Origin of the sequence: Marisediminicola sp. LYQ85 (assembly GCF_046600695.1) — a bacterium.
In the GTDB taxonomy this organism is placed as follows: domain Bacteria; phylum Actinomycetota; class Actinomycetes; order Actinomycetales; family Microbacteriaceae; genus Marisediminicola.
Window position 1 is genome coordinate 196301 of record NZ_JBKIWO010000002.1, and the last position, 24169, is coordinate 220469.

Annotated in this window: 25 protein-coding genes; 11 read left to right on the plus strand and 14 right to left on the minus strand. The window is 68.9% G+C overall.

The window, feature by feature from the left end; all coding sequences use genetic code 11:
- The first annotated feature begins 18 nt into the window (after window positions 1-18).
- Window positions 19-1509, plus strand: a complete 1491-nt coding sequence (locus tag ACLHG5_RS09245; RefSeq protein WP_411318553.1) for an amidohydrolase family protein — start codon at window positions 19-21, stop codon at window positions 1507-1509.
- A gap of 513 nt (window positions 1510-2022) precedes the next feature.
- On the opposite strand, the gene ACLHG5_RS09250 is transcribed toward ACLHG5_RS09245, so the two are convergent.
- Together ACLHG5_RS09250 and ACLHG5_RS09255 are read right to left on the minus strand one after the other, a co-directional pair.
- Window positions 2023-2310, minus strand: coding sequence for an ArsR/SmtB family transcription factor (locus ACLHG5_RS09250; RefSeq protein ID WP_411317080.1), 288 nt, complete (start codon window positions 2308-2310; stop codon window positions 2023-2025).
- A 113-nt stretch (window positions 2311-2423) separates the two neighbouring features.
- Window positions 2424-2588 (minus strand): zinc transporter permease, encoded by a 165-nt coding sequence (locus tag ACLHG5_RS09255; protein WP_411317079.1) that lies wholly within the window; start codon window positions 2586-2588, stop codon window positions 2424-2426.
- Between the two features lie 268 nt (window positions 2589-2856).
- Between ACLHG5_RS09255 and ACLHG5_RS09260 the strand changes: the two genes are divergently transcribed.
- A complete protein-coding gene (locus tag ACLHG5_RS09260; protein ID WP_411318554.1) occupies window positions 2857-4371 on the plus strand; it encodes a hypothetical protein in 1515 nt (504 codons plus the stop codon).
- Window positions 4368-5366, plus strand: a complete 999-nt coding sequence (locus ACLHG5_RS09265) for a L,D-transpeptidase (RefSeq protein ID WP_411318555.1) — start codon at window positions 4368-4370, stop codon at window positions 5364-5366. Before ACLHG5_RS09260 ends, ACLHG5_RS09265 begins: the two co-directional genes overlap by 4 nt.
- Here the strand turns inward: ACLHG5_RS09265 and ACLHG5_RS09270 are convergent.
- Together ACLHG5_RS09270 and ACLHG5_RS09275 are read right to left on the minus strand one after the other, a co-directional pair.
- Window positions 5350-6156 (minus strand): nitroreductase family protein, encoded by an 807-nt coding sequence (locus ACLHG5_RS09270; RefSeq protein ID WP_411317076.1) that lies wholly within the window; start codon window positions 6154-6156, stop codon window positions 5350-5352. The two genes, ACLHG5_RS09265 and ACLHG5_RS09270, sit on opposite strands and share 17 nt — an antisense overlap.
- The gene (locus ACLHG5_RS09275) at window positions 6156-6509 is read right to left on the minus strand and encodes a hypothetical protein (protein ID WP_411318556.1); all 354 of its coding nucleotides are present in this window, start codon (window positions 6507-6509) and stop codon (window positions 6156-6158) included. The genes ACLHG5_RS09270 and ACLHG5_RS09275 overlap by 1 nt, the downstream gene beginning before the upstream one ends.
- 165 nt (window positions 6510-6674) lie before the next feature.
- On the opposite strand from ACLHG5_RS09275, the gene ACLHG5_RS09280 reads away from it, so the two are divergent.
- Window positions 6675-7067: a hypothetical protein gene (locus tag ACLHG5_RS09280; protein ID WP_411317074.1), complete on the plus strand. Its 393-nt coding sequence runs from the start codon at window positions 6675-6677 to the stop codon at window positions 7065-7067.
- A 32-nt stretch (window positions 7068-7099) separates the two neighbouring features.
- Here the strand turns inward: ACLHG5_RS09280 and ACLHG5_RS09285 are convergent, their stop codons facing one another.
- Together ACLHG5_RS09285 and ACLHG5_RS09290 are read right to left on the minus strand one after the other, a co-directional pair.
- A complete protein-coding gene (locus tag ACLHG5_RS09285; RefSeq protein WP_411318557.1) occupies window positions 7100-7465 on the minus strand; it encodes an MmcQ/YjbR family DNA-binding protein in 366 nt (121 codons plus the stop codon).
- Window positions 7462-8016 (minus strand): DUF4287 domain-containing protein, encoded by a 555-nt coding sequence (locus ACLHG5_RS09290; RefSeq protein ID WP_411317072.1) that lies wholly within the window; start codon window positions 8014-8016, stop codon window positions 7462-7464. The genes ACLHG5_RS09285 and ACLHG5_RS09290 overlap by 4 nt, the downstream gene beginning before the upstream one ends.
- A gap of 166 nt (window positions 8017-8182) precedes the next feature.
- Here ACLHG5_RS09290 and ACLHG5_RS09295 point away from each other — a divergent pair, with 166 nt between their 5' ends.
- Window positions 8183-9640: an alpha-amylase family protein gene (locus ACLHG5_RS09295; RefSeq protein WP_411318558.1), complete on the plus strand. Its 1458-nt coding sequence runs from the start codon at window positions 8183-8185 to the stop codon at window positions 9638-9640.
- Between the two features lie 67 nt (window positions 9641-9707).
- Here the strand turns inward: ACLHG5_RS09295 and ACLHG5_RS09300 are convergent, their stop codons facing one another.
- From ACLHG5_RS09300 to ACLHG5_RS09325, 6 genes are all read right to left on the minus strand, one after another.
- Window positions 9708-10265, minus strand: a complete 558-nt coding sequence (locus ACLHG5_RS09300) for an MOSC domain-containing protein (protein WP_411318559.1) — start codon at window positions 10263-10265, stop codon at window positions 9708-9710.
- Complete coding sequence (locus ACLHG5_RS09305) at window positions 10258-11592, minus strand: M18 family aminopeptidase (protein WP_411318560.1); 1335 nt, start codon at window positions 11590-11592, stop codon at window positions 10258-10260. The genes ACLHG5_RS09300 and ACLHG5_RS09305 overlap by 8 nt, the downstream gene beginning before the upstream one ends.
- 239 nt (window positions 11593-11831) lie before the next feature.
- A complete protein-coding gene (locus tag ACLHG5_RS09310) occupies window positions 11832-12590 on the minus strand; it encodes an ABC transporter ATP-binding protein (protein WP_411318561.1) in 759 nt (252 codons plus the stop codon).
- Window positions 12587-13627, minus strand: a complete 1041-nt coding sequence (locus ACLHG5_RS09315; protein WP_411318562.1) for an iron chelate uptake ABC transporter family permease subunit — start codon at window positions 13625-13627, stop codon at window positions 12587-12589. The genes ACLHG5_RS09310 and ACLHG5_RS09315 overlap by 4 nt, the downstream gene beginning before the upstream one ends.
- Window positions 13617-14546, minus strand: a complete 930-nt coding sequence (locus tag ACLHG5_RS09320) for an ABC transporter permease (RefSeq protein WP_411318563.1) — start codon at window positions 14544-14546, stop codon at window positions 13617-13619. Before ACLHG5_RS09320 ends, ACLHG5_RS09315 begins: the two co-directional genes overlap by 11 nt.
- A gap of 149 nt (window positions 14547-14695) precedes the next feature.
- The gene (locus ACLHG5_RS09325; RefSeq protein ID WP_411318564.1) at window positions 14696-15667 is read right to left on the minus strand and encodes a siderophore ABC transporter substrate-binding protein; all 972 of its coding nucleotides are present in this window, start codon (window positions 15665-15667) and stop codon (window positions 14696-14698) included.
- Between the two features lie 122 nt (window positions 15668-15789).
- On the opposite strand from ACLHG5_RS09325, the gene ACLHG5_RS09330 reads away from it, so the two are divergent.
- The 3 genes from ACLHG5_RS09330 to ACLHG5_RS09340 all read left to right on the plus strand — a co-directional run bounded on the left by ACLHG5_RS09330 (window position 15790) and on the right by ACLHG5_RS09340 (window position 18568).
- Window positions 15790-16632 carry a siderophore-interacting protein gene (locus ACLHG5_RS09330; RefSeq protein ID WP_411318565.1) on the plus strand — a complete coding sequence of 281 codons (843 nt, stop codon included), beginning with the start codon at window positions 15790-15792 and terminating at the stop codon, window positions 16630-16632.
- A gap of 61 nt (window positions 16633-16693) precedes the next feature.
- Window positions 16694-18022: a GNAT family N-acetyltransferase gene (locus tag ACLHG5_RS09335; RefSeq protein ID WP_411318566.1), complete on the plus strand. Its 1329-nt coding sequence runs from the start codon at window positions 16694-16696 to the stop codon at window positions 18020-18022.
- Between the two features lie 87 nt (window positions 18023-18109).
- Window positions 18110-18568 carry a hypothetical protein gene (locus tag ACLHG5_RS09340; RefSeq protein WP_411318567.1) on the plus strand — a complete coding sequence of 153 codons (459 nt, stop codon included), beginning with the start codon at window positions 18110-18112 and terminating at the stop codon, window positions 18566-18568.
- Here ACLHG5_RS09340 and ACLHG5_RS09345 read toward each other — a convergent pair.
- On the minus strand, window positions 18550-20310 hold the full coding sequence (locus tag ACLHG5_RS09345; RefSeq protein ID WP_411318988.1) for an FAD-dependent oxidoreductase: 1761 nt from the start codon (window positions 20308-20310) through the stop codon (window positions 18550-18552). The two genes, ACLHG5_RS09340 and ACLHG5_RS09345, sit on opposite strands and share 19 nt — an antisense overlap.
- A 171-nt stretch (window positions 20311-20481) precedes the next feature.
- Between ACLHG5_RS09345 and ACLHG5_RS09350 the strand changes: the two genes are divergently transcribed.
- The 3 genes from ACLHG5_RS09350 (at window position 20482) to ACLHG5_RS09360 (ending at window position 23147) form a co-directional block, all read left to right on the plus strand.
- Entirely contained in the window at window positions 20482-21450 is a 969-nt protein-coding gene (locus ACLHG5_RS09350; protein ID WP_411318568.1) for a sugar-binding transcriptional regulator, read from the plus strand.
- 22 nt (window positions 21451-21472) lie between these two features.
- The gene (locus tag ACLHG5_RS09355; RefSeq protein WP_411318569.1) at window positions 21473-22012 is read left to right on the plus strand and encodes a hypothetical protein; all 540 of its coding nucleotides are present in this window, start codon (window positions 21473-21475) and stop codon (window positions 22010-22012) included.
- Between the two features lie 100 nt (window positions 22013-22112).
- Window positions 22113-23147 (plus strand): alpha/beta fold hydrolase, encoded by a 1035-nt coding sequence (locus ACLHG5_RS09360; protein ID WP_411318570.1) that lies wholly within the window; start codon window positions 22113-22115, stop codon window positions 23145-23147.
- A 73-nt stretch (window positions 23148-23220) separates the two neighbouring features.
- On the opposite strand, the gene ACLHG5_RS09365 is transcribed toward ACLHG5_RS09360, so the two are convergent.
- Complete coding sequence (locus tag ACLHG5_RS09365) at window positions 23221-24144, minus strand: SDR family NAD(P)-dependent oxidoreductase (protein WP_411318571.1); 924 nt, start codon at window positions 24142-24144, stop codon at window positions 23221-23223.
- Between the last annotated feature and the right edge of the window lie 25 nt (window positions 24145-24169).

Here is a 24169-nt window from a genome sequence, read left to right on the forward strand (position 1 = left end):
CACGAATCGAGCACACCTATGAGCACGTTCATCTCCTCGGCCACCGTCATCACGATGGACCCGGTCACCGGCAGCACACCGATCACCGCGAGCATCCGCATCGATGACGGCGTGATCGTCGCGATCGGCACCGACCTCGTGCCCGGCGCGGGTGACACCGTCATCGACGGCACCGACCGGCTCGTGGCCCCGGGCCTCGTCAACGCGCACACGCACTCGTGGGAGACCCTCTTCAAGGGCCGCTACGACAACCTGCCGCTCGAACTGTGGATGCTCTTCTCCTACCCGATCCTCGGCAACAGCCACGTCTCCCCCGATCTCGTTCGTCTCCGCACGCAGCTCTTCGCGGCGGAGAGTCTGAAGGCGGGGGTGACGACGGTCATCGACGATGTGCTCGAGAATCCGACGCAGGACTTCGACCAGCTCGACGCCGTGTTCGAGGTCTACGGCGAGGTCGGCATCCGCGCCAACATCTCCGGGCACATCATCAACAAGCCGTTCGTCGACACCCTGCCGTTCGTCGCCGACCTTCTCGACGAGTCGGTGCTCGCCGAGGTGCGCGGCGCCGACATCCCGACCACCGACGACTACCTCGCGTTCAGTCGCGAGGCGTTCACGCGCTACCACGGGGCCCACGGCGGGCGGCTGCGCTACATGGTGGCGCCGTCGGGTCCGCAGCGGTGCACCGACGACCTGCTCGTCGGCGCCACGCAGCTCGCCCTCGAAAACGACGCGGAATGCCACATCCACGTGCTCGAAACCCAGGTGCAGCGCGTGACCGGGCAGGAGTTCTACGGCAAGACCCTCCCCGCGCACCTCGCCGAGATCGGCGCGCTCTCACCGAACACGACGTTCGCGCACGGAATCTGGGTGAGCGACGACGACATCGCCCTCATGGCCGACGCGCAAGTGTCGGTGTCGCACAACCCGATCTCGAACATGAAGCTCGGCTCGGGGCTCGCACCCTGGCGCAAATATCAGGATGCCGGGGTCAACCTCGGTCTCGGAAGCGACGGCGCCTCGAGCAGCGACACCCCCCGCATGCTCGAGGTGCTCAAAGCCGCGGCCCTCCTCCACAAGGTCGGCGACAGCGACTTCGAGCTGTGGCCGACCGTCGACGAGGTGCTGCGCGCCGGCACGATCGGTGGCGCGCGCAGCGGCGTGCTGCACGAGACCACGGGCTCGCTCGAGGTGGGCAAACGCGCCGACCTCGTCGTCTACAACCTCGACACCCTCGCCTTCACGCCGCGCAACAAGCTCGACCTGCAGCTCGTCTATTCGGAGAACGGCAGCAGCATCGACTACGTCATGGTCGACGGAAAGATCGTGGTGGACCACGGCGAGCTCACGACGATCGACGAGCGCGCGATCATCGCCGAGTTCGCGTCCCGCCGCACCGAACTGCAGTCGTGGCAGGACGACCTCGAGAAACTCAACCGCGTGTTCGTGCCCGGCTTCACCGAGATGTACCACCGGTGCACGGGGGCGGCGTCGCTCGCGGGGGTGTGAGTGCGGGTGCGGGTGCGGGTGCGGGTGCGGGTGCGGGTGCTGAGCGCAGGCGCGGGGCAGCTTTGAGCTCGCCGAGTCGCGCCGGACCCCTCGAACGTGGGCGGAGTAGGACGTGGGGCACGGCACACGGCGTGGCGGGCGCTGACCTCGGCGCGTCGCATCCGCTCTCCTACTCCGCGCACGGCGGGGGCGGATGTTCGCGCCCGGCCGGTCGCCTCCCGCACCGGTTCTCACCCCCGGGTCCGTCCCGGGTCCATCCCCGCTGCAGGAGGTTCTGTTGACCTCACGCCCCCTGCAGGAGGTTTTGAGCTCGCGAACCCGCGAACTCCCGTGATTCGGCGCGGCAACCATGCCCACCGGCACTCCGAACCCGGGTCCATCCCCATCGCACCAACCGGCCTCGCCCCCGGGTCCGTCCCCGCTGCAGGAGTTTCTGTCGACCTCACGCCCCTTGCAGGAGGTTTCGAGCTCGCGAACCCGCGAACTCCCGCAATTCGGCGGCAGCAGACCGACTCAGCCCTCGAGCGCGTGCTTGACCGCGTCCTCGACGATGTGCACGACGTGCGCGTCGGCGATGGCGTAGTGGGCTTCGCGGCCCGACCGTTGCACGCTCACGAGCCCGGCGGTGCGCAGAATGCGGAGGTGCTGGGAGACGAGGGGTTGCGACATCCCGCTGCGGTCGGCGAGATCGCCGACGGTGGCCTCCCCGCTCTTGAGCGCCTCGAGGAGGGTGAGTCGGGATGCCGACGACAGCGCCTTGAAGAGTTCGGCGGCGGGTTCGAGGTCGGCGGTCACCCTCATATATAAGCGCACTTTTATGGGTCGCGTGGTGCCCCAGGGTGAGAACACGAGGCATCACACGACGAAGGGCCCGACCATCCGGTCGGGCCCTTCATTGCTATCGAGGTGCTGGCTTACGCCTCGCCGTGCTCGTCGTAGTGGTCGTCGTGTGCCGCGTGGCGGTGTCCGTCGTGCACGTAGTCGACGTGGTCGCCGTGTGTCACGGTCTCGTGGCCGCAATCGGCGCCGTGCGCGTGGTCGGTGACGGTGTGCTCCGCGAGGGTTTCTGTCTCAGCCATGGGTGCTCCTTGTTTCGTGTGGTCTGGGTGCCCGGTGCGGGCTGACTCCAGTAGAGCACAATACATAAACACTTTGCAATGTGTTTATCTAATTGATAACGGTGATCACTCCGGTGCTCGATAGCGAGCGGCTGACTCGTCCTCCCCAGGGCGAGTCACCGCCGCCGCAGCACCAATCCCACTCGACCCCGCTGGGCCCGCCTCACGCCTCCGTACCGTCGACGACACGTCGCCGATCGGCGACACCCCCCGCGCCGAGAGGACTCGCATGCCGCGCCAGCCCGACCCCATCGCTCCCCGCCCCGACCCGCAACCACCCGCACGCGCTCGACGCACCATCCGCACCCTCCTCGCGACCGTCGTCGTGCTCGCGTGCGCCCTCGGAGGAGCCCTCGCCGTGCCGCACGCGGCTGCAGCCGCCGAGATCGGGCCCGGCTACCAGCAAGCGGGAAAACCGCTCAACCATCTCGGGGGCTATCGCACGCCGAACGGCACGATCGCCTATTGCATCGAGGCCGGCCTCCCGAGCCCCGTCGGCGGAGCGACGACCGACCGCGGGGTGCGCGACCGCATCAACGGGCTCGGCCCCGTCAAGATGCAGCGCCTCGGCGTCGTGCTCGCGCGCCACGGGGCCACAACGGATAACCGCACCGCCGCCGCCGTCGCGATGACGGTCTGGAGCATCGCCGACGCGAAGCGGTATGCCGCGGCAGGCGGCGACTCGCGAGCGCTGCGCCGCGCGCCCGAGTCGCAGAGGGCGCGAATCGCGGCGCTCGCGAAGAAGTTCCGCGCCGAGGCAGCCGCCTACACGCCCGTGACCCCACGAGCAGAGCTGCGCCTCACGATCGACGAGCACGACGAGCGCCGCGGCTTTCTCGAGGTCGAGCTCGACCCCGCTTCGGCGAGCGCGACCGTCGAACTCGAGGGGGCTGTGTTCGGCGAGATGGACATCGAGAGCGAGGCAGAGAGCGGAAACGACCTCGAGGGCCCGTCGGCCACCGCAGACAACGCCGATGACCACACCTCCGACCCCGCGAGCACCGACCCCGCAACGACGTCCACGACCACGTCTCCCCGAGCCCGAGTGTCCGACGGCGACCGTCTGCCGATCACCGCGATCGCGCCAGACGACGCCGAGTCGTGGTCCGTCTCGGCTTCGAGCGACGACATCACGGTTACCGGGATTCCGAGTTCGTCTGTCCGGGTCTTCGCGACTCCCCGCGCCCAGACCCTCGTGGCGGCAGCGCCGCCGACCACAGCCGTCGCATCGGCCACAGCGGCGGATGCGCGCGACCGCCGCGTTCCTCTCCTGTCGACCCTCGCGCAACCGACGGCCGTCGCGGGCAGCACTGTTCGCGACGTCGCGACCCTCGCGGGCGTGCCCGTCGCGGGGCTCCGGCTGACGTTCGCCGGATACCTGCAGCCCGCCGATGCGACAGAGCCCGTGTGCACCGACGAGACCGTCGTCTACCGATCGACGGAACCGGCGATCGTCGACAGCGACGGAGAGTTCCCCTCCGAGGACTTCGCGACGACTGCCGACCACGTCGGCACGATCTTCTGGATCGCCACCGCGTCGACAGCCGACGGTGTCCCCCTCGCGGTGGGCGCGTGTGGCGATCCGGCGGAGATCACGACGATCGCCGCGCCACCGACCCCACCCGCACCCCCGGTCGAGACCCCACCGACTCCGCCCACCCAGACACCGCCGACACCGACACCGCCGACCGCAACTCCGCCGACCCCGTCGACGCCGCCTCGCCTGCCCGTGGTGAGCGGATGACCGCGCGCGCCGGCATCCGCCCCCGACTCGTCGTGGGTGCGAGCGTCACCCTCGCCCTCGCGGCGATCGCAACCGCGGCCGCACTCACCCTCGGTGCCGCGTTCGGCGCCGGCGGGTGGGGCGGGTCGGGCAATGGGTCGGGCAGCGACCGCGCACCCGGCCACCCGGGCGCCGACACCGTAGACATCCGCGAGGTCGGCGACTCGGGCTCGGAGGGTGCGACAGACACTCCGACCGCATCCGGAGACGTGCCCCCGGTGCCCGGCCCGCTCGACGACCACGAGCTCGCCGCCCTTCCCGAGGCTCGCTACGACGCCGTGATCGCGGGGCTCATGGCGACGAGCGGCGCCGAGCCTCTCCCCGATCGCCGCCACACGATCGACGGCACGATCGCGCTCTACGGCACCGATCGGGCGACCCCCGTCGCGACCCTCCCCGCGCTGAACTTCCTCGGCGAACCGACGGTGGTCGTGCCACTCGAGACCGAGGGCGGCTGGGCCCGCATCCTCACCCCCGCGCGGCAGGCCCTCCCCTCGGAGAACGGCGGCACCGCGCCGGCGCAGACGTCGGCGTGGATCGACTCCAGCACGCTCGACCCGGCGACCGGGTCAGCCTCGCAGTCCCTCGAGCACGCCATCACCGTGTCGGTGTCGGAACAGACCCTCACCATCACCACCGCGGGCCGCGTCACCGAGAGCTTCACCGTCGGCGTCGGAACACCCGAGACACCGACACCCACCGGCGTCACGGGCTACCTGCAGGCCCGCTACCTCGACCCCGCCCAGAATCAGAGCGTGCACCCCGTGCAACTCACGTCACTGCACGCGGCCGACGACGACGAACCGTTCGGCGGCAGCGACGGCGGCCTCATCGGACTCCACTACGCCGAGAGTGCGTCGGGTGCGGTGTCCCACGGATGCATCCGGCTCAGCGCCGAGGCGATCGCCGCTCTCACGGCTCTCCCCCTCGGCACCCCCATCACGATGGAGGAGTGACGTCATCCCATCCGGACTGCGGGGTCTCACACGTTCCCCGGAAGACGTACTGCGATGGGAGCTTGCGCTGATGGCTCGACCAGTCGATCGCCGGACGCCGCTGCTCGGGCGGCAGGTAGCCGAGGCGGTAGACGGCCATGAGTTCGAGCTCGTCCGGCACCCTCAGCAGGTCGACGATCTGCTCCCACTTGCCCTCGACCTCCATCGGAAACGACACGAACTGGATGCCCATGCCGAGCTCGGTCGTCGTGAGCCACACGTTCTCCATCGCCGCCCCCATGCTGAAGAGCGAATAGAACGACGACAACTGGCCCGGGCGGTACTCCGAACGATCGAGCATGACCCCGAGGAGCAGCGGCGACCCGGCCACGAGCTTGCGGTTCTCCTCGCCGAGAGTCTGCGGAACCCGGAGGGTGTTGAGCATCCGCTGGCCGCGCTTCGTGAACACCTGGCTCGTGAACGGGCGCAGCGGCGCGGGCAGCTTGTCGAAGAGCATCCCGTCGCGGCGGCGCTCCATCTCCTCGGCACTGAAACGAAAATAGGGCTTGTACCGCTCGAAGAATGTGCCGTTCGACATCGCCGACGTCATGCTCTCGCCGCTGATCGACGCGATGCGCTCGATCGTGTCGCGCTCCTCCACGATCACGAAACGCCACGGTTGCGAATTCAGTTGAGACGGCGCGCGCCCGGCCACCTCCATGAGCACCCTCTGATGCTCGAGCGACACCGGGTCGGGCAGAAAAGCGCCGTTCGTCGTCTTGCGGCGACGAATCGCGTCGAGCAGATCCATCAGACCCTCCTAGACCGGACGACACCGGCGACGAAAAACGGCGCCGCCGACAGCGACACCGCGACATGCTTGCGCGACCGCGACCCCAGAAACGGGATGAGCGCGAGGGGAACGACAGCGGGCGCGAGGGCGACAGCGGCAGCAGGCCCGCGCGCACCCCCGCGCGCGCGTCCACCCCGGACGGCACCCGAGACGATCGCCGCACCGGCGAGCGCGAACGTCGACACATACAGAGCGTGATGCACCCAGCGGAACCCGCTCGAGTCGACGAGCTTCAGCGCGACACTCGACCCGAGAGCGCAGTTCGCCGCATAACTGGTGAGGGCGGCCACGAAAAGAGGCGCCGACGACATGACCCGAGTCTCCCCCTCCCCCACCTGCCAGACAAGTGGTTGCGGCCGGGGGCGCGACCTGACAAGCACACCGATCCGATAACGACCGGGCCCCCAATTGCCGCGCGCCGACCCAAACGGCCCCGCACACCGGATACCGTCGGAGAAACGAATCCTGGGGGACGAGTGCTCACACAAACCACCGCCGTGCTGGCCATGCTTCTCGGCGCCTTCCTCGCGGCTGTCGCCCTGCCACTCGTCGCCGTCGTCATCCTCGAAGGAATCGTGTCGGTGATCCGCCGCGCCGGCATCCGCACCCTCATCATCGGCGTGTTCGTCACCGCCGGGGTCGCGGCGGCGAGCTACTTCCTCTGGACGTTCGGCGTCGGCGAGCTCGCGGGCGAGGCCGACGACGACGCCTACATCCAGTCCATCCGCGACCTCGTGCGCACGATCCTCAACTACACGGTGCCCCTCGCGCTCGTGATCTTCGGCATCCGACTGCTCGTGCTCGGTGCGCGCCGGCGGCGCCAGCGATCCCTCGAGCGGTTCGAAGAGGAATACGCGCCGCGCCGCTAGCGAACGCCGAGTGTGCCCAGCAGCCCAGCAGCTCAACCGGACGACTGCGCAGGCCTCCGCACCTTCGGGCGCACGAGCCGGTGGCTGTCGGTGATCAGCTGCTCCACGAGATCGTCGGGCACCGCACCCGCACCCGCACCACCGAGGTCGATCGTGATCCAGTGCTTCTTGTTGAGGTGGTAGCCGGGGGTGATCTGCGGGTAGGCCGACCGCAGGGCGACGCTCTCGTCGGGGTCGCACTTGAGCGACACCGAGAAAGCGCTCGCTCCGAGGTCGCTGAGCGCGAAGATCTTGCCGTTGCCGCTCGTCTTGAACACCGACGTGGACTCGTCGAACGGAAAGGTCTCGGTCGCTTGCGGCAGCGCGAGACAGAACTCGCGCAACTCGTCGGGGATCATGCGCGCTCGTAGGCGCGGCGCAGCCAGTCGACGACGTCGGCGTCGAGGTCGTCGGATGCGCGCAACCCCACCCTGTGGGTGACCATGCTGTTCCACGAGCCCGCGGCGGCGAACCTCTCGGTGGTCGCGGCATCCGGGAGCTTGATTCCGAGGTCGAGCCGGGACGCACTCGGCTGCACGATGGCGAACTTCGCGGTGCCCTTGAGGAGACTCACGTAGGTGTTCGTCGCGGCAAGCGACACCTCACCGAAGCCGCGCGCCGTGTCGACGAGAGAGTCGAACAGCGGACGCCACTGCGCCTTCGACCCCGCGAAGAGCGACTCGAGTTTCTCATCTTTCGACAGCCCGGCCTTCGCGGTCTTGCCGAGGGTCGCGACGATCGCCATCGCGTGCCCTTTGCCGAGCCCGAAATCGCGCGCGAGCCACTCGACGATCTGCGCGGGTTTCACCCCCGGCTCGAGCAGGCCCTGCTTCTCGGCGAGCACGCGGAAGTCGGCGGGAGTCTTGCCCGTCTTGGACTTGATGGTGTCGAGGTAGGCCTGGAATGTCATCGGCAGCTCCTTCGCTCTCGGCGGTGTGCGCCCGGGGCACGCCGGTCGCGCCGGTGTTCGTCGCGCCGGTGTTCGTCGCACGCGGGTTCGTCGCACCAGTATCGTGCGGGCCGACGACATCGTCCAGACCCATCTGAGCCCCCGACGCGCGCCGTAGATTGGTCGGATGCCCGACCTCGCCCCACCCACCGCCCACCGCACCCCCGACTGGGTCGCGCACTCGATCTGGTGGCACATCTACCCGCTCGGTTTCGCCGGCGCCGACACAACCGGTGTCGACCGCACCCCGCCCGCCGACGCCGCCCGTGCGAACGCCTTCGAGCGGATGTCTGCGTGGCTCGACTACGCGCTCGAGCTCGGTGTCTCGGGCATCCTGCTCGGTCCCGTCTTCACATCGGAGACGCACGGGTACGACACGACCGACTACTTCGAGATCGACCCGCGATTGGGCTCGATGGACGACTTCCGCGCGTTCTGCGCCGACGCCCGCGGCCGCGGCATCCGGATCATGCTCGACGGGGTCTTCAATCACGTCGGTCGGAGTTTTCCCCCGTTCGAGCGCGCGCAAGCGGGTGGGGAGGAGCTGTCGTGGTTCCGTCCGATCGAGGGCGGCGACGACGCAAGCCCCCGGTTCGAGAACTTCGAGGGCCACGACGCCCTCGTCGCCCTCAATCACAACGCTCCCGCCGTGCGGGATCTCGTCGTCGACGTGATGAACCACTGGCTCGACGCGGGCGCCGACGCTTGGAGACTCGACGCGGCCTACGCTGTGCCGAGCGACTTCTGGGCCGAGGTGCTGCCGCGCGTGCGCGCCGCGCACCCCGACGTGTTCGTCGCGGGCGAGGTGATCCACGGCGACTACGCGCAGCTCGTGGTCGAGGGAACGCTCGACGCGGTGACGCAGTATGAGGCATGGAAGGCCACGCGCAACTCGATCGCGGAGCGCAACTTCTTCGAGCTCGCCTGGACCCTCGAGCGCCACAACGAGTTTCTCGACACTTTCGTGCCGTTCACCTTCGTCGGAAATCACGACGTCACGCGCCTCGGGAGCGCGGTCGCCGAGGAGCCGAACCTGCCGCACGCTCTCGTCGTGCTCTTCACGATCGGCGGCACGCCGGCGATCTACTACGGCGACGAGCAGGGGTTCGTCGGCGAGAAAGAGGATCGCGCAGGCGGTGACGACGCCGTGCGCCCCGCCTTTCCCGACAGCCCGGCCGAGCTCGCCGATGAGGGATGGCCGCTCTACCGCGTGCACCAGGAGCTCATCGGGCTGCGGCGACGTGCGCCGTGGCTGCACTCGGCCCGCGCGACCGCGCTGCACACCGCGAACACGGTGTTCGTCTACGAGGCGCGGGCGGCGGCATCCGACCCGGGTCGGGGTGACGACGCGGGCAGCGCGGGCGCCGCGTCAGCCGTCGGCGCCGCGGGGCGTTCGATCGTCGTCGCGCTCAACATCGGCGACGACGAGGTGACGGTGACCGCAGACGCGGATGCCGCGGCCTCGGCTCTGCGCGCAACCCCGACGCTCCTCGCGGGGACCGCCCACCTCGACGCCTCCGACCCGGGCGGGCGCGGCGTCATTCTCACGATCCCCGCGCACGGCTGGGCGGTGCTCGGGCAGTAGTCGATCGGCAGTCGTCGTTCGGCGGGGTGGCGGGATGCGACGCGACGCGACGCGACGCGATGCTGCGCTACACGACCCCGAGCGCGACGTGCGGTTCGGCGGGCAGCTCGACGCGGATGTGGTCGCCCGCGCGCACCTCGCCTCCCGCGACGACGACGCTCATGATGCCCGACTCGCGCAGCACCTCGCCGTCGGGTCCTTTCGACACGAGCGCTTTCATGAGCCCGGCCCGCAGACCGTTGATGAGTTTGCACGGGCTGCGCAGCCCGGTCACCTCGACCACGGCGTCCGCTCCGAGGTGCAATCGTGTGCCGAGCGGGAGCGTCAGAATGTCGAGGCCCGCCGTGGTCACGTTCTCTCCGAGCTCCCCTGCCGAGACGTCGAAGCCGCGGTCGACGAGCTCGCCGAAGAGTTCGGAGTGCAGCAGGTGCACTTGCGTGAGGTTGGGGCGCCCGGGGTCTTTGCGCAGGAGGTAGCGGTGCTGGGTGGTCCCGCCCGCGTGGGCGTCACCCTCGACACCGATGCCCTCGATGAGGCGGATGTTCGGCACCACGGCTTTGCTGAAATAGTGTTCGGGGGCGCGGCTCACCGACACCACCCGCGGGCCACGGGTCGCGTCAGTCACCGCGGCCGCCGGTCGGGGCGAGGAACTCGCGCATCGCCGCGGAGAGTGCGGCCGGGTCATCCGCCCCGCACAGTTCGCGCGCGGAGTGCATCGAGAGCAGCGGGATGCCGACGTCGACGGTGCGGATGCCGAGCCGCGTCGCCGTGATCGGGCCGATCGTCGACCCGCACGGGAGGGCGTTGTTCGACACGAACTCCTGAAACGGCACCCCCGCCGCGGAACACGCGCGCACCCACTCGGCGGCGCCGACGGCATCCGTCGCGTAGCGCTGGTTGGCGTTGATCTTGAGGAGCGGCCCGCCGTTGACGATGGGGCGGTTGGCCGGGTCGTGCCGCTCGGGGTAGTTGGGGTGCACGGCGTGGCCGGCATCGGCCGAGAGGTGCATCGAGCTCGCGAATGCGCGCGCCCGCTGCGATTCGGTGGCGCCTGTCGAGACGCGCGCGAGCACGTCGGCGAGGAACGGCCCCGCGGCACCGGAGGTCGTCGCCGAGCCGACTTCCTCGTGGTCGAAGGCGGCGAAGACACTGATGACGGGAGCGTCGGATGCGGCGCTCGCGACGTCGAGGATGGCGGCGAGTCCGGCGTGCACCGACGACAGGTTGTCCATGCGGCCTGCGGCGAAGAGACGCTCGTCGGCGCCGAACACCGCGGGCGCGGCGGTGTCGGCGACGGAGATGTCGTAACCGGCGACATCCGCTCCCGTTTTGCCCGCGAGCGAGGCGAGGTGCCCGACGATGTCGGATCCGCCGTGAGCGTCGTCGGCGCCCGCAACCCCGATGATCGGGTTGAGGTGCTTCTGCGGGTCGAGCCGCAGTCCGTCACTGTTGACACCGCGGTCGAGGTGCACGGCGAGCTGCGGAAACCGCAGGTAGGGCCCCGTGCGCACGAGCGCCGTCGTTCCGTCGGTGAACGCGAGTCGCCCGGCGAACTCGAGCTCGCGATCGAGCCACGAGTTGTAGAGCGGGCCGCCGTAGACCTCGACCCCCGCCTGCACCCACCCGTGGGCGGTCGTCGACGGTTTCGGCTTGAGCTTGAAGCCGGGCGAATCGGTGTGGGCCCCCACGATGCGGAACGGCGTCGTCGCGGTCGCCCCGGCCGGCACGACCCACGCGATGATCGCGCCGTCGCGCACCACGAACCGCGTGGCTGCTCCGTGCGCGGATGTCTCGTCCTCCTCGCCCGGCCACGCGTCGGCCTCGGCGAGCTGCGTGAACCCGGCCTCGACGAGGCGGCGCGCGGCCTCGTCGACCGCGTGGAACGATGACGGCGACGCCTGGATGTATCGAGCGAAGTCGTCGAGGTGGGCGCGGGCCGGCGTGATGGTCATCGTGCCATTCAAGCACCGCGGGTGAGGGCGGGCCGTCGACACCGGAATCGCAGGAGTTTCTGTCGAACCCGCACCCCTCGCAGGAGAACCTGCCCCTCGGATGCCGCGGACTCCTGCAATCCGCACACCCCCGGGCCGCACACATCCGCCGCCCCGCACGCCCGCCCCCGCACGTCCGCACCCGCACTTACGCCCACCTCCGCACCCGCTCCGTCACCGGTATCCCGCAACCGCACCCGTCACCCGTAATACAGCGCGATGCGCTGACCGTCGATGTCGCGAACATCCACGTCGACCTCGTACAACGACCCGAGCACGTCGGACTGCATCACCTCGAGCGGTGTGCCGTGTGCGACGACTCGACCGTCTTTCATCGCGATGATCTCGTCGGAGTGAACCGACGCGAAGTTGATGTCGTGCACGACGATGACGATACGCTTGCCGGTCTCGATCGCCGTGCGGCGCAGCAACCGCATGATGTCGACGGCGTGCTTCACATCGAGGCTGTTGAGGGGCTCGTCGAGCAGCACGTAGTCGGTGTCTTGCGCGAGAACCATCGCGATGAACGCGCGCTGTCGTTGGCCACCCGACAGCTCGTCGAGAAAACGCGATTCGAGTGCCGCGAGGTCGAGGTAGGCGAGGGAGCGTTCGATGATGTTCTGATCCTCGACCGTCAGGCGCCCCTTCGAATAGGGGTAGCGCCCGAAACCGACGAGGTCACGCACGGTCAGTCTCGCCGTGAGGTGGTTGTCCTGTCGGAGCACCGCGACCCGCGTGGCGAGGGTCGCGGTCGGGGTCGTGTGCACGTCGTGGCCGTCGATGGTGATGGCTCCGACATCCGTCGGGATCAGTCGAGCGATCATGCCCAGCAGGGTGGATTTGCCGGCGCCGTTGGGCCCGATGATCGACGTGACTCCAACCGCTCCGAACTCGATCGACACGTCGTCGACGACGCGCTCCCGGCCGTAGGACTTGCTGACAGACGCGACGGTGATCATCGCACTCCCCTTCTCACGAGCAGAACGATGAACAGGATGCCCCCGACGAATTCGACGATCACGCTCAGCGCGGTGTCGAGACCGAACGCGCGCTCGAGCACGAGTTGCCCACCGACGAGGCAGATGACCCCCAACAACACTGTCGCCGGCAGGATGCTCGCGTGCCGGTGCGTGCGCACGAGCGCGTAGGCGAGGTTGGACACGATGAGCCCGAAGAACGTGACGGGACCGACGAGAGCGGTCGACACCGCGACGAGAACCGCGATGAGAACGAGCATGAGGGTGACGACGCGTCGGTGGTCGACCCCGAGCCCCGTCGCGTGGCTTTCGCCGAGCCCGATCACGTCGAACACGCGCACGAGCCGCAGCGCGATCGTCGAGACGATGACCACCACGATCCCGGAGATGAGCACGAGGTCTTCGTCGACCGCGTTGAAGCTCGCGAAGAACGAGTCTTGGAGCACGGCGAACGAGGCGGGGTCGAGCATGCGCTGAAACAGGCTCGAGACGCTGCGGAACAGCATCCCGAACACGATCCCCACGAGCACGAGCAGATGGATGCTGCGGCGAGCGCCCGCGAACAGCCACTGGAACAGCAGCGTCGAGAACGCGACCATGAGCGCGACCTCGACGACCCACGACACCCGCGGGTCGGCAACGGCGAGCGCGGTCGACCCGAAGAAGAACACGACCACCGTTTGAATGAGCACGTAGAGCGAGTCAAAACCCATGATCGACGGCGTCAGGATGCGATTGTCGGTGATGGTCTGGAAGAGCACGGTGGAGATCCCGATCGCGAAGGCGACGATGACCATCGCGACCACTTTGCGCGCGCGGAACGGGATCGCGAACGAGGGACTCCCGACGATGCCGACGGTGAGGAAGAGCACGATCGTGGCGGCCGCGACGATCGCGAGCACGGTGAGGAGCACGATCGGGCGCTGGACGAACACCATCGCCCGAGCGACAGGCGAGGGCATCCGCGAGTCGACGACCTCCGTCTGGGCGCGGCTGTTCGCGGGGACGTCAGTGCGCACGTGCGGGCCTCCTCAGCAAGAGGTAGAGGAAGAGGGCGGCCCCGACGACCCCGACGACGACTCCCAGCGGAATCTCGTAGGGAAAACGGATGACGCGACCGATGATGTCGCACGCCAGGAGGAACGCGGCCCCGAGCGCGGCGACCCAGGGGATGGAGCGCCGCACGTTGTCGCCCATCATCATGCTCACGACGTTGGGCACGATGAGCCCGAGAAACGGGATGACCCCCGCGGTCACGACGACGATGGCTGTGACGGTCGCGATGATGAGGAGCCCGAGGGCGAGCACTCGCCCGTATCGGAGCCCGAGGCCGGTGGAGAACTCCTGGCCGAGGCCGGCGACACTGAACCGGTCGGCGGCGATCCACGCGAGGACCGTCATCGCGAAGGCGAGCCAGAGCATCTCGTATCGGCCTCGGAGGATTCCGGAGAAGTCGCCGGTCATCCAGGTGCCGAGGGTCTGCAGCAGGTCGAGCCGATAGGCGAAGAAAGTCGTGACGGCACCGATGACCCCACCGAGCATGATGCCGACGAGGGGCACGAGCACGATGGAACGAACCGGGATGCGCCGCAGGATGAGGAGGAAGAGCGCTGTTCCGGCGAGCGAGAACACGGCGGCGACCGCCATCTTGCCGAACAGACTCCAGGTGGGGGCGAAGACGGTGACGACGAGCAGGCCGAGCGCTGCCGACTCCGCGGTTCCGGTTGTGCTCGGTTCGACGAATTTGTTGCGCACGAGCATCTGCATGATGAGACCGACGATCGCCATCGCCACCCCGGTGAGGATGAGCGCGACGGTGCGCGGCACCCGACTGACGGCGAGGAGCCGCGCGGCGACGCCGTCGTCTCCCTGGGCGAGGAGACTCGCGGGCGTCACGTCGCTCACCCCGATGAAGGTGCTGACGACGCCGAGCAGCACGACCACACCCACCACGGCAGCGAGGCCCGCGCCGCCGGTGAGGGTACGTCGCTCGCCAGTGAGAGGGCGGGGTCGCGGATGTCGCGGCGCACGTGTCGACGTGGCCGCGGCATCCGTTCCGCTCGCGCGGCGCGCAGGATGGACGTCGATCAGCCGAGGCTCTCGGTGATCTGGTCGACCATGTCGTTGACGGCGGTGAGGCCGCTCATCACGATGTACCACGGCTCGGAGTCGAGGTAGACGATCTGATCCTCGCTCCTCGCGGTCATGCCCGCGACGACCTCGTTGTCGAGAACCTGCTCGGCCGACGACCCCGACTCCCCGATTGCGGCGTCGCGATCGATTACGAAGAGCCAGTCGGGGTCGCTTTCGAGAAGGAATTCGAAGGACACAGGGTCACCGTGGGTGGCCTCTTCGACGTTGTCGACGGCGGTCTCGACCCCGAGCTCGGTGTAGAGCCAACCGAACCGCGAATCGTCACCGTAGGCGGTCACCTCCCCCGCGCTCGTCATGACGACGAGCCCGGTGCCTGCGTCTGCCGTGATCTCTTGCGCCTCGACGATCTTGTCGTCGATCTCCGCGAGGGCGGACTCCGCTTCGGTCTGCTTCTCGAAGATCTCGCCGAGGGTCGTGACGTTGTTCTCGAAGCTGCCGCGGTAGTCCGCCCAGTCGAGGGTGAGGTCGATGGTCGGTGCGATCTCGTTGAGTTCGGCGAGCGCTTCAGCCGACCTGTTGGCGACGACGATGAGATCGGGTTCCGCTGCGTTGACCGCTTCGTAGTCGGGCTCGAAGAGCGTGCCGGCGTCGAGGTATTCGTCGCCCGCGTACGACTCGAGGTACGACGGAACGTTGGCCTGGGGGAACCCGGCGACCTCGACTCCGAGCGCATCGAGAGTGTCGAGGGACGCCATGTCGAAGGTGATGACCGTCTCGGGGTTGACCGGCACGGTCGTGGTGCCCTGAGCGTGGGTCACCTCGATCTCGGTGGCGGGGTTCGAGTCGCCGTCGGTCGACGATTCGACAGCGGATGGCGACGCGCACCCGGCGAGGCTGAGGGCGGCGACGGCGATGAGAGCTGCTGCCGCACGGGGGTGGCCGGTCGCGGAGGTAAGGGTTTTCATGGGACTCCTGTTGTCGGCGGTGCAGCGGGATCGCTGAACACGGTCGTTTTACTGAGGATAGGCTAGCCTAACTTTGCGCCCTCGCCGCGAGCGTTTCGTCTCCGTCTAATCCAAGGAATCGCATGCCCTTTGAGCTCGTTCGCACGCCTCTCGATCTCCTCCGACGCGCGGCGACGCTCACGGAACGGGTCTGGGTCACACCGAATTACGTGCGTGTTCGGCTCGTCGGTGAGGACCTCCGCGAGTTAACGACACTCGGCTCGGATGACCACGTTCGCGTGTTCTTCCCCACCGAATCGACGGACTCGGCGAGTTGGCCGAGCAGGGAGTACACCCCGATACCCGTGCCAACCGGATCGCGCGAACTGGGCACGGCTACGGACACCCCGGAAACCACAGACACCCCGGGAGCCCTCGACCTCGAGTTCGTCGTGCACAGCCACTCAGCGCCGTCGGCCGAGTGCGACCCGGCCTCGCTCACCGGCGTCGGAAGCACCTGGGCTTCGACCGCTCCGCTCGGCGCGTCGGTGGTCGTCGGCGGCCCCCGCGGCAGCCTCGTGGTCGACGGCCGCCCCGACGCGTGGTTGCTCGCCGGCGACGAGACGGCGATTCCCGCCATCCGTCGCTTCATCGGGCTCATGCCCGCCGATGCTGTGGGGCAGGTCATCGTCGAAGTCGTCGACTCCGACCACGAGCACGACCTCGACGCACCGGAGGGCGTCGACGTGAGGTGGGTGCACCGCGGAAACCACGGGCGGGAATCCGCCGCGTTGGCTGCCGCGCTCGACGGAATCGCGGCCCACGAACGACCCGAGGGCGACGTGTTCGGTTTCGTCGCGGCGGAGCAGTCGATCGTGCGTGCCGGGCGCGCTCTGTTGCTCGAGCGTTGGGGTCTCGAGGCTGACCACACCATCATCAAGGGGTACTGGAAGCGCGGCGACGACGCCTTCCACGCGCCGCACTGACGACCGGCAGCCACCCCGCACCCCACTCAACCCACCCGAGCCGCCGGGCTAGCCTGGAGCAATGACTTTCGACGCGCCATCCGCACCCCTCGACACCCGCTCGGCCGAGACCCTCGCCGAGCGCGGATTGCGACTCGGACTCGTCGACACTTCGGATGCCTCGGCGTTCGACACCTGGCTCGAAAGCGACTCGCGCGGCTTCCACGGTGGTGTGCCGTCGCCGGAGAGCCTTGCCGCCCAGCGCGCCGGTCTCGCCTACCGCCGCACGACGGGGGTGTGGGACGAGACCGCAGCCGAATCGCACGCACCCGTGTCGACCGTGAGCTCGTGGGTGAGCGACCTCACGGTTCCGGGCGGGTCGGTGGACGGCTGGGCCATCAGCGCCGTGACCGTCGCACCCACCCACCGTCGCAAGGGAATCGCGCGGGCGATGCTCGAGTCGGAGCTGCGCACCGCCTCCGCCGCCGGCATTCCGCTCGCGATGCTCACCGTCTCGGAGGCGACGATCTACGGTCGCTACGGTTTCGCCCCCGCGGCGATGAGCGCGAAGTGGTCGGTCGACCCTCGCCGGGGATCGTGGACGGGGCCCGAACCGACCGGTCGCGTCCACTTCCTCTCGCGCGAGGCGGCACGCGATCAGCTCGGCGAGATCATCGCGCGAGCGCGCGAGGAGAACCCCGTGCCGGGGGACATCGAGCGGTGGGAGTACCTGACGACGCGCACGCTCGGCTTCGACGAGCCCTCGGGCGACCGCGCGAAGAAGGCGCGCATCGTGCGCTACGACGACGCCGAGGGCACCGCCCAGGGCTTCGCGGTGTTCAGTCTCGCCGAGACCGATGAGAACAACTTCTTGCACACCGTCACTGTGCACGACCTCGTCACGGTCACCGACGACGCCTACGCGGGTCTGTGGCGTTTTCTGCTCGAGATGGACCTTGTGCAGGAGGTGACCGCGGATCTCCGCGCCGTCGACGAGCCACTCGCGTGGCTGCTCTCCGACTTCCGCGCCACCCGCCTCGCCGATCAGCGCGACTTTCTGTGGCTGCGCATCCTCGATGTCGTCGCGACGCTCGAAGCGCGCCGCTACAGCGCACCCGGTCGACTCGTTCTCGACATCGCCGACCCCCTCGGGTTCGCCGACGCCCTCGTTCTCCTCGAGGTCGCGGCTGACGGCACCGCCACGGTCACCCCGCTCGACGGTGAGGCTCCGGATGACGCGGCCGCCGTCTCGCTCACCGTCGGCGAGCTCGGCTCGATCTACCTCGGCGGGGTCACCGCTCGCTCGCTCGCGCGCGCCGGTCGCATCGAGGAGCTGCGGCCCGGGTCGGTCGACCGACTCGACGCGATGTTCCGCTGGTCGGACGCCCCCCGCTTGAGCGTCTGGTTCTAACCCTCCCCACGCAGCTCCGCTTCCGCTCCGTGCGCAGATCCAGCACGCGGCGGGCAAGGGGCGGCGCACCGCGTCGACGATGGCGGCATGAAACCTCCCCGCTACGACGACGAACTCGCTCCCCTCACGTCGGGCTCCCTCATCGAGTCGCGCATCGCCGCTCTCATCGGGCGTGCCTCGCGCCGGCAGGTGTGGTTCCTCTTCGTCGATGAGGCCGCCCGACAACTGCCGATCCTGCTCCCCATCGACGACCACCCCGCACGACCCGACCCCGACGACGCTGCACGGTTCGCCGCCCTTTTGCGAGAGATGGGCGAGACGACCGACGCGGTCGGCACGATCATCGTGATCGAGCGCTACGCCGACGCCACCCTCACGGCATCGGATGTCGCGTGGGCAAAGACTCTGCACACGGCCACGGGGCTCGCATCGTTCGGACTGTGCGGCATCCTCGTGAGCCATTCGCGCGGGGTGCGCTGGGTCGCCCCCGACGACTATCTCTTCGAGGGCGACGGCGCGTCAGCCGATCAGGCCGAGGCGGTGTGATGCTGCGCGGACTGCGCGCCGAAGACGACACCGTGCGCGACCTCGAGTTCGGCGCGCGCGTCGGCGACCTCGCGCGAGCGCGCCTGAGCATCCCAGCCGAGGGCAGACCCGACGACGTCGCCGAGCTCGTCGAGCAGCTCCGCCGTGACGCTCCCGGTGAACGCGAGGCTCGTGCGGCGCAGCAGCACGTCGATGAGGTGCACGACCGACTCCGCCGTCGCGAGGTACTCGATCTCGGTGCGCGAGTACTCCGCCGTCGCAGCGAGCGCGACGTCCCCGTGCTCCTCGAGGTAGTCGATGACCTCGGTCGCGCGGGTGCCGTAGCGCTCGAGCAGTTGCTCGGCGCGGAGCCGCCCCACGCGATCGGTCGGGTCGGCGAGCCACACGCGGCGGGCCGCATCCGTCGTCGGGTAGGCCTTGCCACCACCGATCGCGAGACCGACGGTGCTCACGGTGCGCGACCGCCCGAGAAGCTCGAGGACGTCGTTCGTCATGTGCTCGGCGAGGGCGCGGAACGTCGTCCACTTGCCGCCGACGAGACTCACGAGGGTGCTGCCCGCGCGCTCCTCGATGGGGGTCTTCACGATGCGGTAGTCCCGCGAGACGAAGCCCGGCTGGGTGTCGTCGTGCTTGGGCAGCGGACGGATGCCGGCGAACCGGTAGACGATCTGCGAGCGGTCGAGGGTGAAGGTCGGGAAGACGTGCTTCACGAGGTCGAAGAAGTAGTCGACCTCCTCCTCGGTGCACACGCTCGGTTCGCGAACATCCGCGTCGATGTCGGTCGTGCCGACCATGACGCGCCCCTTGAGCGGGTAGATGAGCACGATGCGCCCGTCGTTGTTCTCGAAGAACAGTTCGCGCCCGTCGAGCTCGGCGAGGAGTTCGGGGTGGTCGAGCACGATGTGCGACCCCTTGGTGCCGCCCATGTACTCCGTCGACATGCCGAGGGCCTCGTTGGTGAGGTCGGTCCACGGCCCGGACGTGTTGACGACGACGTCGGCGGCGATCGCGAACTCCGCGCCCGACACCCGGTCGCGCACGACGACGCCCTCGGGGGTGAAACCGACAGCCTCGACGTAGTTGGCGCTCCGGGCGTGCTCGCCCGCGGCGAGAGCGTCGTGGAGCACGTCGAGCGCGAGGCGCTCGGGGTCGTGCATCGACGCGTCGAAGTAGGTGGCCGTGTACTTCACATCCGGGTTGAGGGCCGGGAGGTCGGCGAGCGAGGCTTTGCGACCGCGGAACTGGTGGCGGGGAACCGAGCCGCCGTCGCGACTGAAGGAGTCGTAGAGCGAGAGGCCGACCTTGATGAGCAGCGCACCGCGCTCCTTCGTCGAACCGCCCTTGTGCGTGAGGAATCGCAGCGGGGCAGCGACGACGCCAGACACGGTAGAGAAGATCGGGATCGTGGTCCGGAGAGGCTTTACGTAGTGGGGGGCGGTCTTCAGCAGACCGTTGCGTTCTTGCACCGACTCGCGCACGAGACGGAACTCGCCGTTCTCGAGGTAGCGCACCCCGCCGTGGATCATGTGCGACGACGCCGACGACGCGCCGGAGACGTAGTCGCCGCGCTCGACGAGGACCACGTCGACCCCCTGCAGCGCGAGGTCGCGGAAGGTCGCGAGACCGTTGATGCCGCCACCGATGATGACGACGGATGCACGCGGGTTGGACGCGATGCGGGCGACATCCGTGCGCGTGGCCGGGGTGCCGTCGGGGGCGGTCGACGCGGACGGCGTCGACATCGGAGGAGTGGTCATGGGTGCCTTCTTCGTGATGCGAGGGGCTGTCGACCCCGAGTAGTTCGGTGCGAACCAGCGCGCGGGTTGCGCTGGCACGAATGCTGTGACTCAATAAGTCTCGACCCCCGTACACGAATGTTCAACAGCACTGCACATACGTGCAGGAAAGCCGCTATGACCGACACGATCCGCGACCCCCACGCCGACAAGACCCGCGACGCTCTCGCCGCCGCACACCTCTACTACCTGCAAGACCTCACGATGGACGCCATCGCGAGCGAACTGAACACCTCGCGGTCGTCGGTATCGCGCCTGCTCAGTTTCGCTCGATCCACGGGGCTCGTAGACATCCAGATCAAGTCGCCGCTGAGTGGGATAACCCACCTGCAGAACGAGATCCAGAACCGATACACCGTGACCGCGCACATCGTGCCCGTGCCCGACCACGCGAGCGAAGTCGACAGGCTCGAGCGGGTCGCGCTCTCCGCTGCACGGATTCTCGGGTCGTTCATCGACTCGAACATGACGATGGGCATCGCCTGGGGGTCGACGATGACCGCGATGAGCCGCCACCTCGTGAGCAAACCCATCCACAACGCTCAGATCGTGCAGCTCAACGGCGCCGCCAACACGCGCACGACGGGCATCGTGTACGCGAGCGAGATCCTCCGCCGATTCGGTGACGCCTACAGCGCGTACGTCCAATACTTTCCGGTGCCCGCCTTCTTCGACGACCCGGCCACCAAGAGGGCGCTCTGGCAGGAGCGCAGCACGCGCTACGTGCTCGGCGTGCAAGCGACGATGGACATCGCGCTCTTCGGAATCGGGAGCCCCGACGCCGACGTGCCGAGCCACGTCTACACGAGCGGCTACCTCGACGACGACGACGTGCGACTGCTGCGAGAAGAGAACGTCGTCGGGGATGTCGCGACGATCTTTCTGCGCGAAGACGGCTCGTGGCGAGACATCTCCCTCAACGCCCGCGCCACCGGCCCCGACCTCGACACCCTCCGGCAGGTCGCGCGCCGCGTGTGCGTGAGCTCCGGCACGTCGAAACTCCTCGCCCTCAAAGGCGCCCTCGCCGCCGGACTCATGACCGACATCATCATCGACGAGAGCACCGCGCGGGCGCTCCTCGACTAGAGCCCCCGATAGCCTTCTCACGATGCCGCCGTACCTCGACCCCGCCACCCGCGACGCACTGCAGCGACTCGCCGAATCGGAGAACGCCCCGCCCGCGGACGCCGCCGAGCCGCCCAGCGCGCACGCCGCCCTCGCCCGCGTCCGCGACATCCGCACCCTCGCCGCCGCGCTCGAGAGCGAGCCCGCGGTGATCGCGAGCGTGCGTGACGCCCTCGAGCAGGGCGCAACGTGGGACGACGTCGCGGCTGCCGCGACCCTCCGAGTCGCCGCCGCCAAGTGGCGCTGGCAGGGCACCGACGCCGACATCGCCGAGCGTCACGCGGCGGGACGCAAGCGAGCGGCACGGCCGAGCAGCAAGCCATCCGACCTGCCCGGCCACTCGGTCGCCGACGCGGCGCGCCTCCTCGGCGTCACCGCACAAGCGGTCTACCTGCGCATCACCCGCGGCACCCTCCGCGCCGAAACCATCACCCTCGACGACGGCCGCAGCTACAAACGCGTGTTCCTCGACGACGCGGCCGAACCGCCGACCGCACCGTCGCCCGTACAGCCGACCGCCTAGCCTTCCGACAGACGATGAGCGACGAAGCGGGGGCGGCGAAAACCGCCCGCCGCTCGCGGTGCGACAGAATCGGTCGAACACCATCGACGAAAGGACTCCCGTGCGCCCCCGCAAATCGAGTTCGTCGACGACCGTCGAGGTGCGCCGCGTCTACAGCGAGACCGGCGACGTCTACGCCCGGGTCAACACCGTCGGTCACATGGGTGACCGCGCCTTCGTGCTCGTCCCCGGCATCGGGGTCTCGTCGACCTACTTCGAGCGCCTCGCGCCCAACCTCAACGAGTTCGGCCCCGTGCACGCCCTCGATCTCCCCGGCTTCGGCGGGGTGCCGCACCCCGGCAAGGCCATGTCGATCCGGCAGTACGCCGACCTCCTCGGCAGGGTCATCGACGAACTGGGCCTCGTCGACCCCGTGATCGTCGGTCACTCGATGGGCACCCAGGTGGTGAGCGACCTCGTGGCGCGACGCGACGACATCACCACGCTCGTGCTCATCGGCCCCGTCGTCGACCCCGGCCACCGGCACATCCCGAGCATGGCCGTCCGCTTTCTCCGGTGCGCCCTCAAAGAGCCGTTCGCGGTCAAATTCCTCGCCGTGAGCGCCTACCTGCTGTGCGGGTTCAAGTGGTTTTCGCGCATCCTGCCGCGCATGATGCGCTACCCGATCGAAGACCGGTTCGCCGACATCCGCGCCCGCACCCTCGTGATCCGCGGCGAACACGACTACGTCTCCCCGCGCGACTGGGTCGAACGCATCGGCGACCTGCTGCCCGACTCGCACCTGTGGGAGATACCGGATGCCGCCCACTCCGTCATGCATGCCCACGCCGAAGAGGTGGCCGTGCTGTGCGTCGAACACGCCCGCGACACCCTCAAAAACCACGACCGGCCGGGCGTGAACGTGTATCCGGAACACGAACTCCTCGACAACGATCTCGAGCCGACCGCCGGCGACATCGTCGAGAGCATCAAGGGCCGGGTGACCGACACGATCGGCACCATCCGAGGCGACGACGAGATGATCGCCGAAGGCAAAACCCGTCACGCCCGCGCGATGGACGCCGCGGCGAAACGGGCGGACGCCGCGAGCGCCGCCGACGCCGAGGCCGCCGCGCAGAAGAGCGACGGCGACTGACGCCGACCGACCCCGACTGACGCCGACAGACGCCGACAGATTCGACGCGACGAACTCTGAGCGCCCCGACCCGCTACCCCTTCGACAGCCTGCGGCGGTTTCTGTTCTCCTTCTTCACGCGGTCACGCATGACCCCGTCGACACCGTGCGGCCCCGCGACCGGTTCGTGCACGTTGCCGGATGTCTGGCGCACGCGCACCGGCGACGAGTCGAGGTAGCTCTTCGACACGAGCGCCGTCGAGCGCCTCGCCGTTCCGGGCAGCAGCCTCATGAGCACGGCGGCGCCCCGAGCTGGCCCGACGTCGACCGACGGGACAGGCTTGCGGAGGGTGCGCACGATCGCGTCGACGACGCGCCCGGTGTCGTCGGGTCGCGGCATCCGCAGCGTCTTGCCGGTGTAGTTGGCGGCGTTCTCGAAGAACGGGGTGTCGGTGACCCACGGGTTGACGGTCGACACGGCGATGCCCGTGACCCCGCGCTGCTCGAGCTCCTGAAGAAGTGCCTGGCCGAGGCCCACGACCGCGAACTTGGATGCGGCGTAGGAGGAGAAGAACGGGAACGGCAGTTTGCCGCCCGCCGACCCGACGTTGAGCAGTCGTCCGCCGCCCACCTTCTCGAAGTGGCGCAGGGCGACGTGACTCCCGTTGAGCACCCCGATCGCCCCCGTCTCGATCACTCGACGATGGACGTCGAGCGGCACGTCGGTGAAGATGCCCGCCGCGCCCACGCTCGCGCAGTTGATCCACACGTCGAGCGACCCGAACCTGTTGAGCGCCGCCGCGGCGAGACGACCGACCGCCTCGGGGTCGGTCACGTCGGTCGGCACCGCGATGGCGTTCGGGATGCTCCGCGCGAGTTCGGCGAGCACGTCGTCGCTGCGCGCGGCGAGCACGAGGTTCGCGCCGCGATCGGCGAGCGCGAGGGCCGTGCCGCGGCCGATGCCGCTCGACGCCCCGGTGATGACGACGGTCGCGCCCTTGATCGTCCATGTGCTCATGCCCGCGCTCCTGACGTCGATGTTC

Bases quoted from the DNA above. Each gene is read 5' to 3' on its own strand.
- ACLHG5_RS09245 (WP_411318553.1), top strand. From the start codon at position 19: ATGAGCACGTTCATCTCCTCGGCCACCGTCATCACGATGGACCCGGTC.
- ACLHG5_RS09250 (WP_411317080.1), bottom strand. From the start codon at position 2,310: ATGAGGGTGACCGCCGACCTCGAACCCGCCGCCGAACTCTTCAAGGCG.
- ACLHG5_RS09255 (WP_411317079.1), bottom strand. From the start codon at position 2,588: ATGGCTGAGACAGAAACCCTCGCGGAGCACACCGTCACCGACCACGCG.
- ACLHG5_RS09260 (WP_411318554.1), top strand. From the start codon at position 2,857: ATGCCGCGCCAGCCCGACCCCATCGCTCCCCGCCCCGACCCGCAACCA.
- ACLHG5_RS09265 (WP_411318555.1), top strand. From the start codon at position 4,368: ATGACCGCGCGCGCCGGCATCCGCCCCCGACTCGTCGTGGGTGCGAGC.
- ACLHG5_RS09270 (WP_411317076.1), bottom strand. From the start codon at position 6,156: ATGGATCTGCTCGACGCGATTCGTCGCCGCAAGACGACGAACGGCGCT.
- ACLHG5_RS09275 (WP_411318556.1), bottom strand. From the start codon at position 6,509: ATGTCGTCGGCGCCTCTTTTCGTGGCCGCCCTCACCAGTTATGCGGCG.
- ACLHG5_RS09285 (WP_411318557.1), bottom strand. From the start codon at position 7,465: ATGATCCCCGACGAGTTGCGCGAGTTCTGTCTCGCGCTGCCGCAAGCG.
- ACLHG5_RS09290 (WP_411317072.1), bottom strand. From the start codon at position 8,016: ATGACATTCCAGGCCTACCTCGACACCATCAAGTCCAAGACGGGCAAG.
- ACLHG5_RS09295 (WP_411318558.1), top strand. From the start codon at position 8,183: ATGCCCGACCTCGCCCCACCCACCGCCCACCGCACCCCCGACTGGGTC.
- ACLHG5_RS09305 (WP_411318560.1), bottom strand. From the start codon at position 11,592: ATGACCATCACGCCGGCCCGCGCCCACCTCGACGACTTCGCTCGATAC.
- ACLHG5_RS09310 (WP_411318561.1), bottom strand. From the start codon at position 12,590: ATGATCACCGTCGCGTCTGTCAGCAAGTCCTACGGCCGGGAGCGCGTC.
- ACLHG5_RS09325 (WP_411318564.1), bottom strand. From the start codon at position 15,667: ATGAAAACCCTTACCTCCGCGACCGGCCACCCCCGTGCGGCAGCAGCT.
- ACLHG5_RS09330 (WP_411318565.1), top strand. From the start codon at position 15,790: ATGCCCTTTGAGCTCGTTCGCACGCCTCTCGATCTCCTCCGACGCGCG.
- ACLHG5_RS09335 (WP_411318566.1), top strand. From the start codon at position 16,694: ATGACTTTCGACGCGCCATCCGCACCCCTCGACACCCGCTCGGCCGAG.
- ACLHG5_RS09340 (WP_411318567.1), top strand. From the start codon at position 18,110: ATGAAACCTCCCCGCTACGACGACGAACTCGCTCCCCTCACGTCGGGC.
- ACLHG5_RS09345 (WP_411318988.1), bottom strand. From the start codon at position 20,310: ATGTCGACGCCGTCCGCGTCGACCGCCCCCGACGGCACCCCGGCCACG.
- ACLHG5_RS09350 (WP_411318568.1), top strand. From the start codon at position 20,482: ATGACCGACACGATCCGCGACCCCCACGCCGACAAGACCCGCGACGCT.
- ACLHG5_RS09355 (WP_411318569.1), top strand. From the start codon at position 21,473: ATGCCGCCGTACCTCGACCCCGCCACCCGCGACGCACTGCAGCGACTC.
- ACLHG5_RS09365 (WP_411318571.1), bottom strand. From the start codon at position 24,144: ATGAGCACATGGACGATCAAGGGCGCGACCGTCGTCATCACCGGGGCG.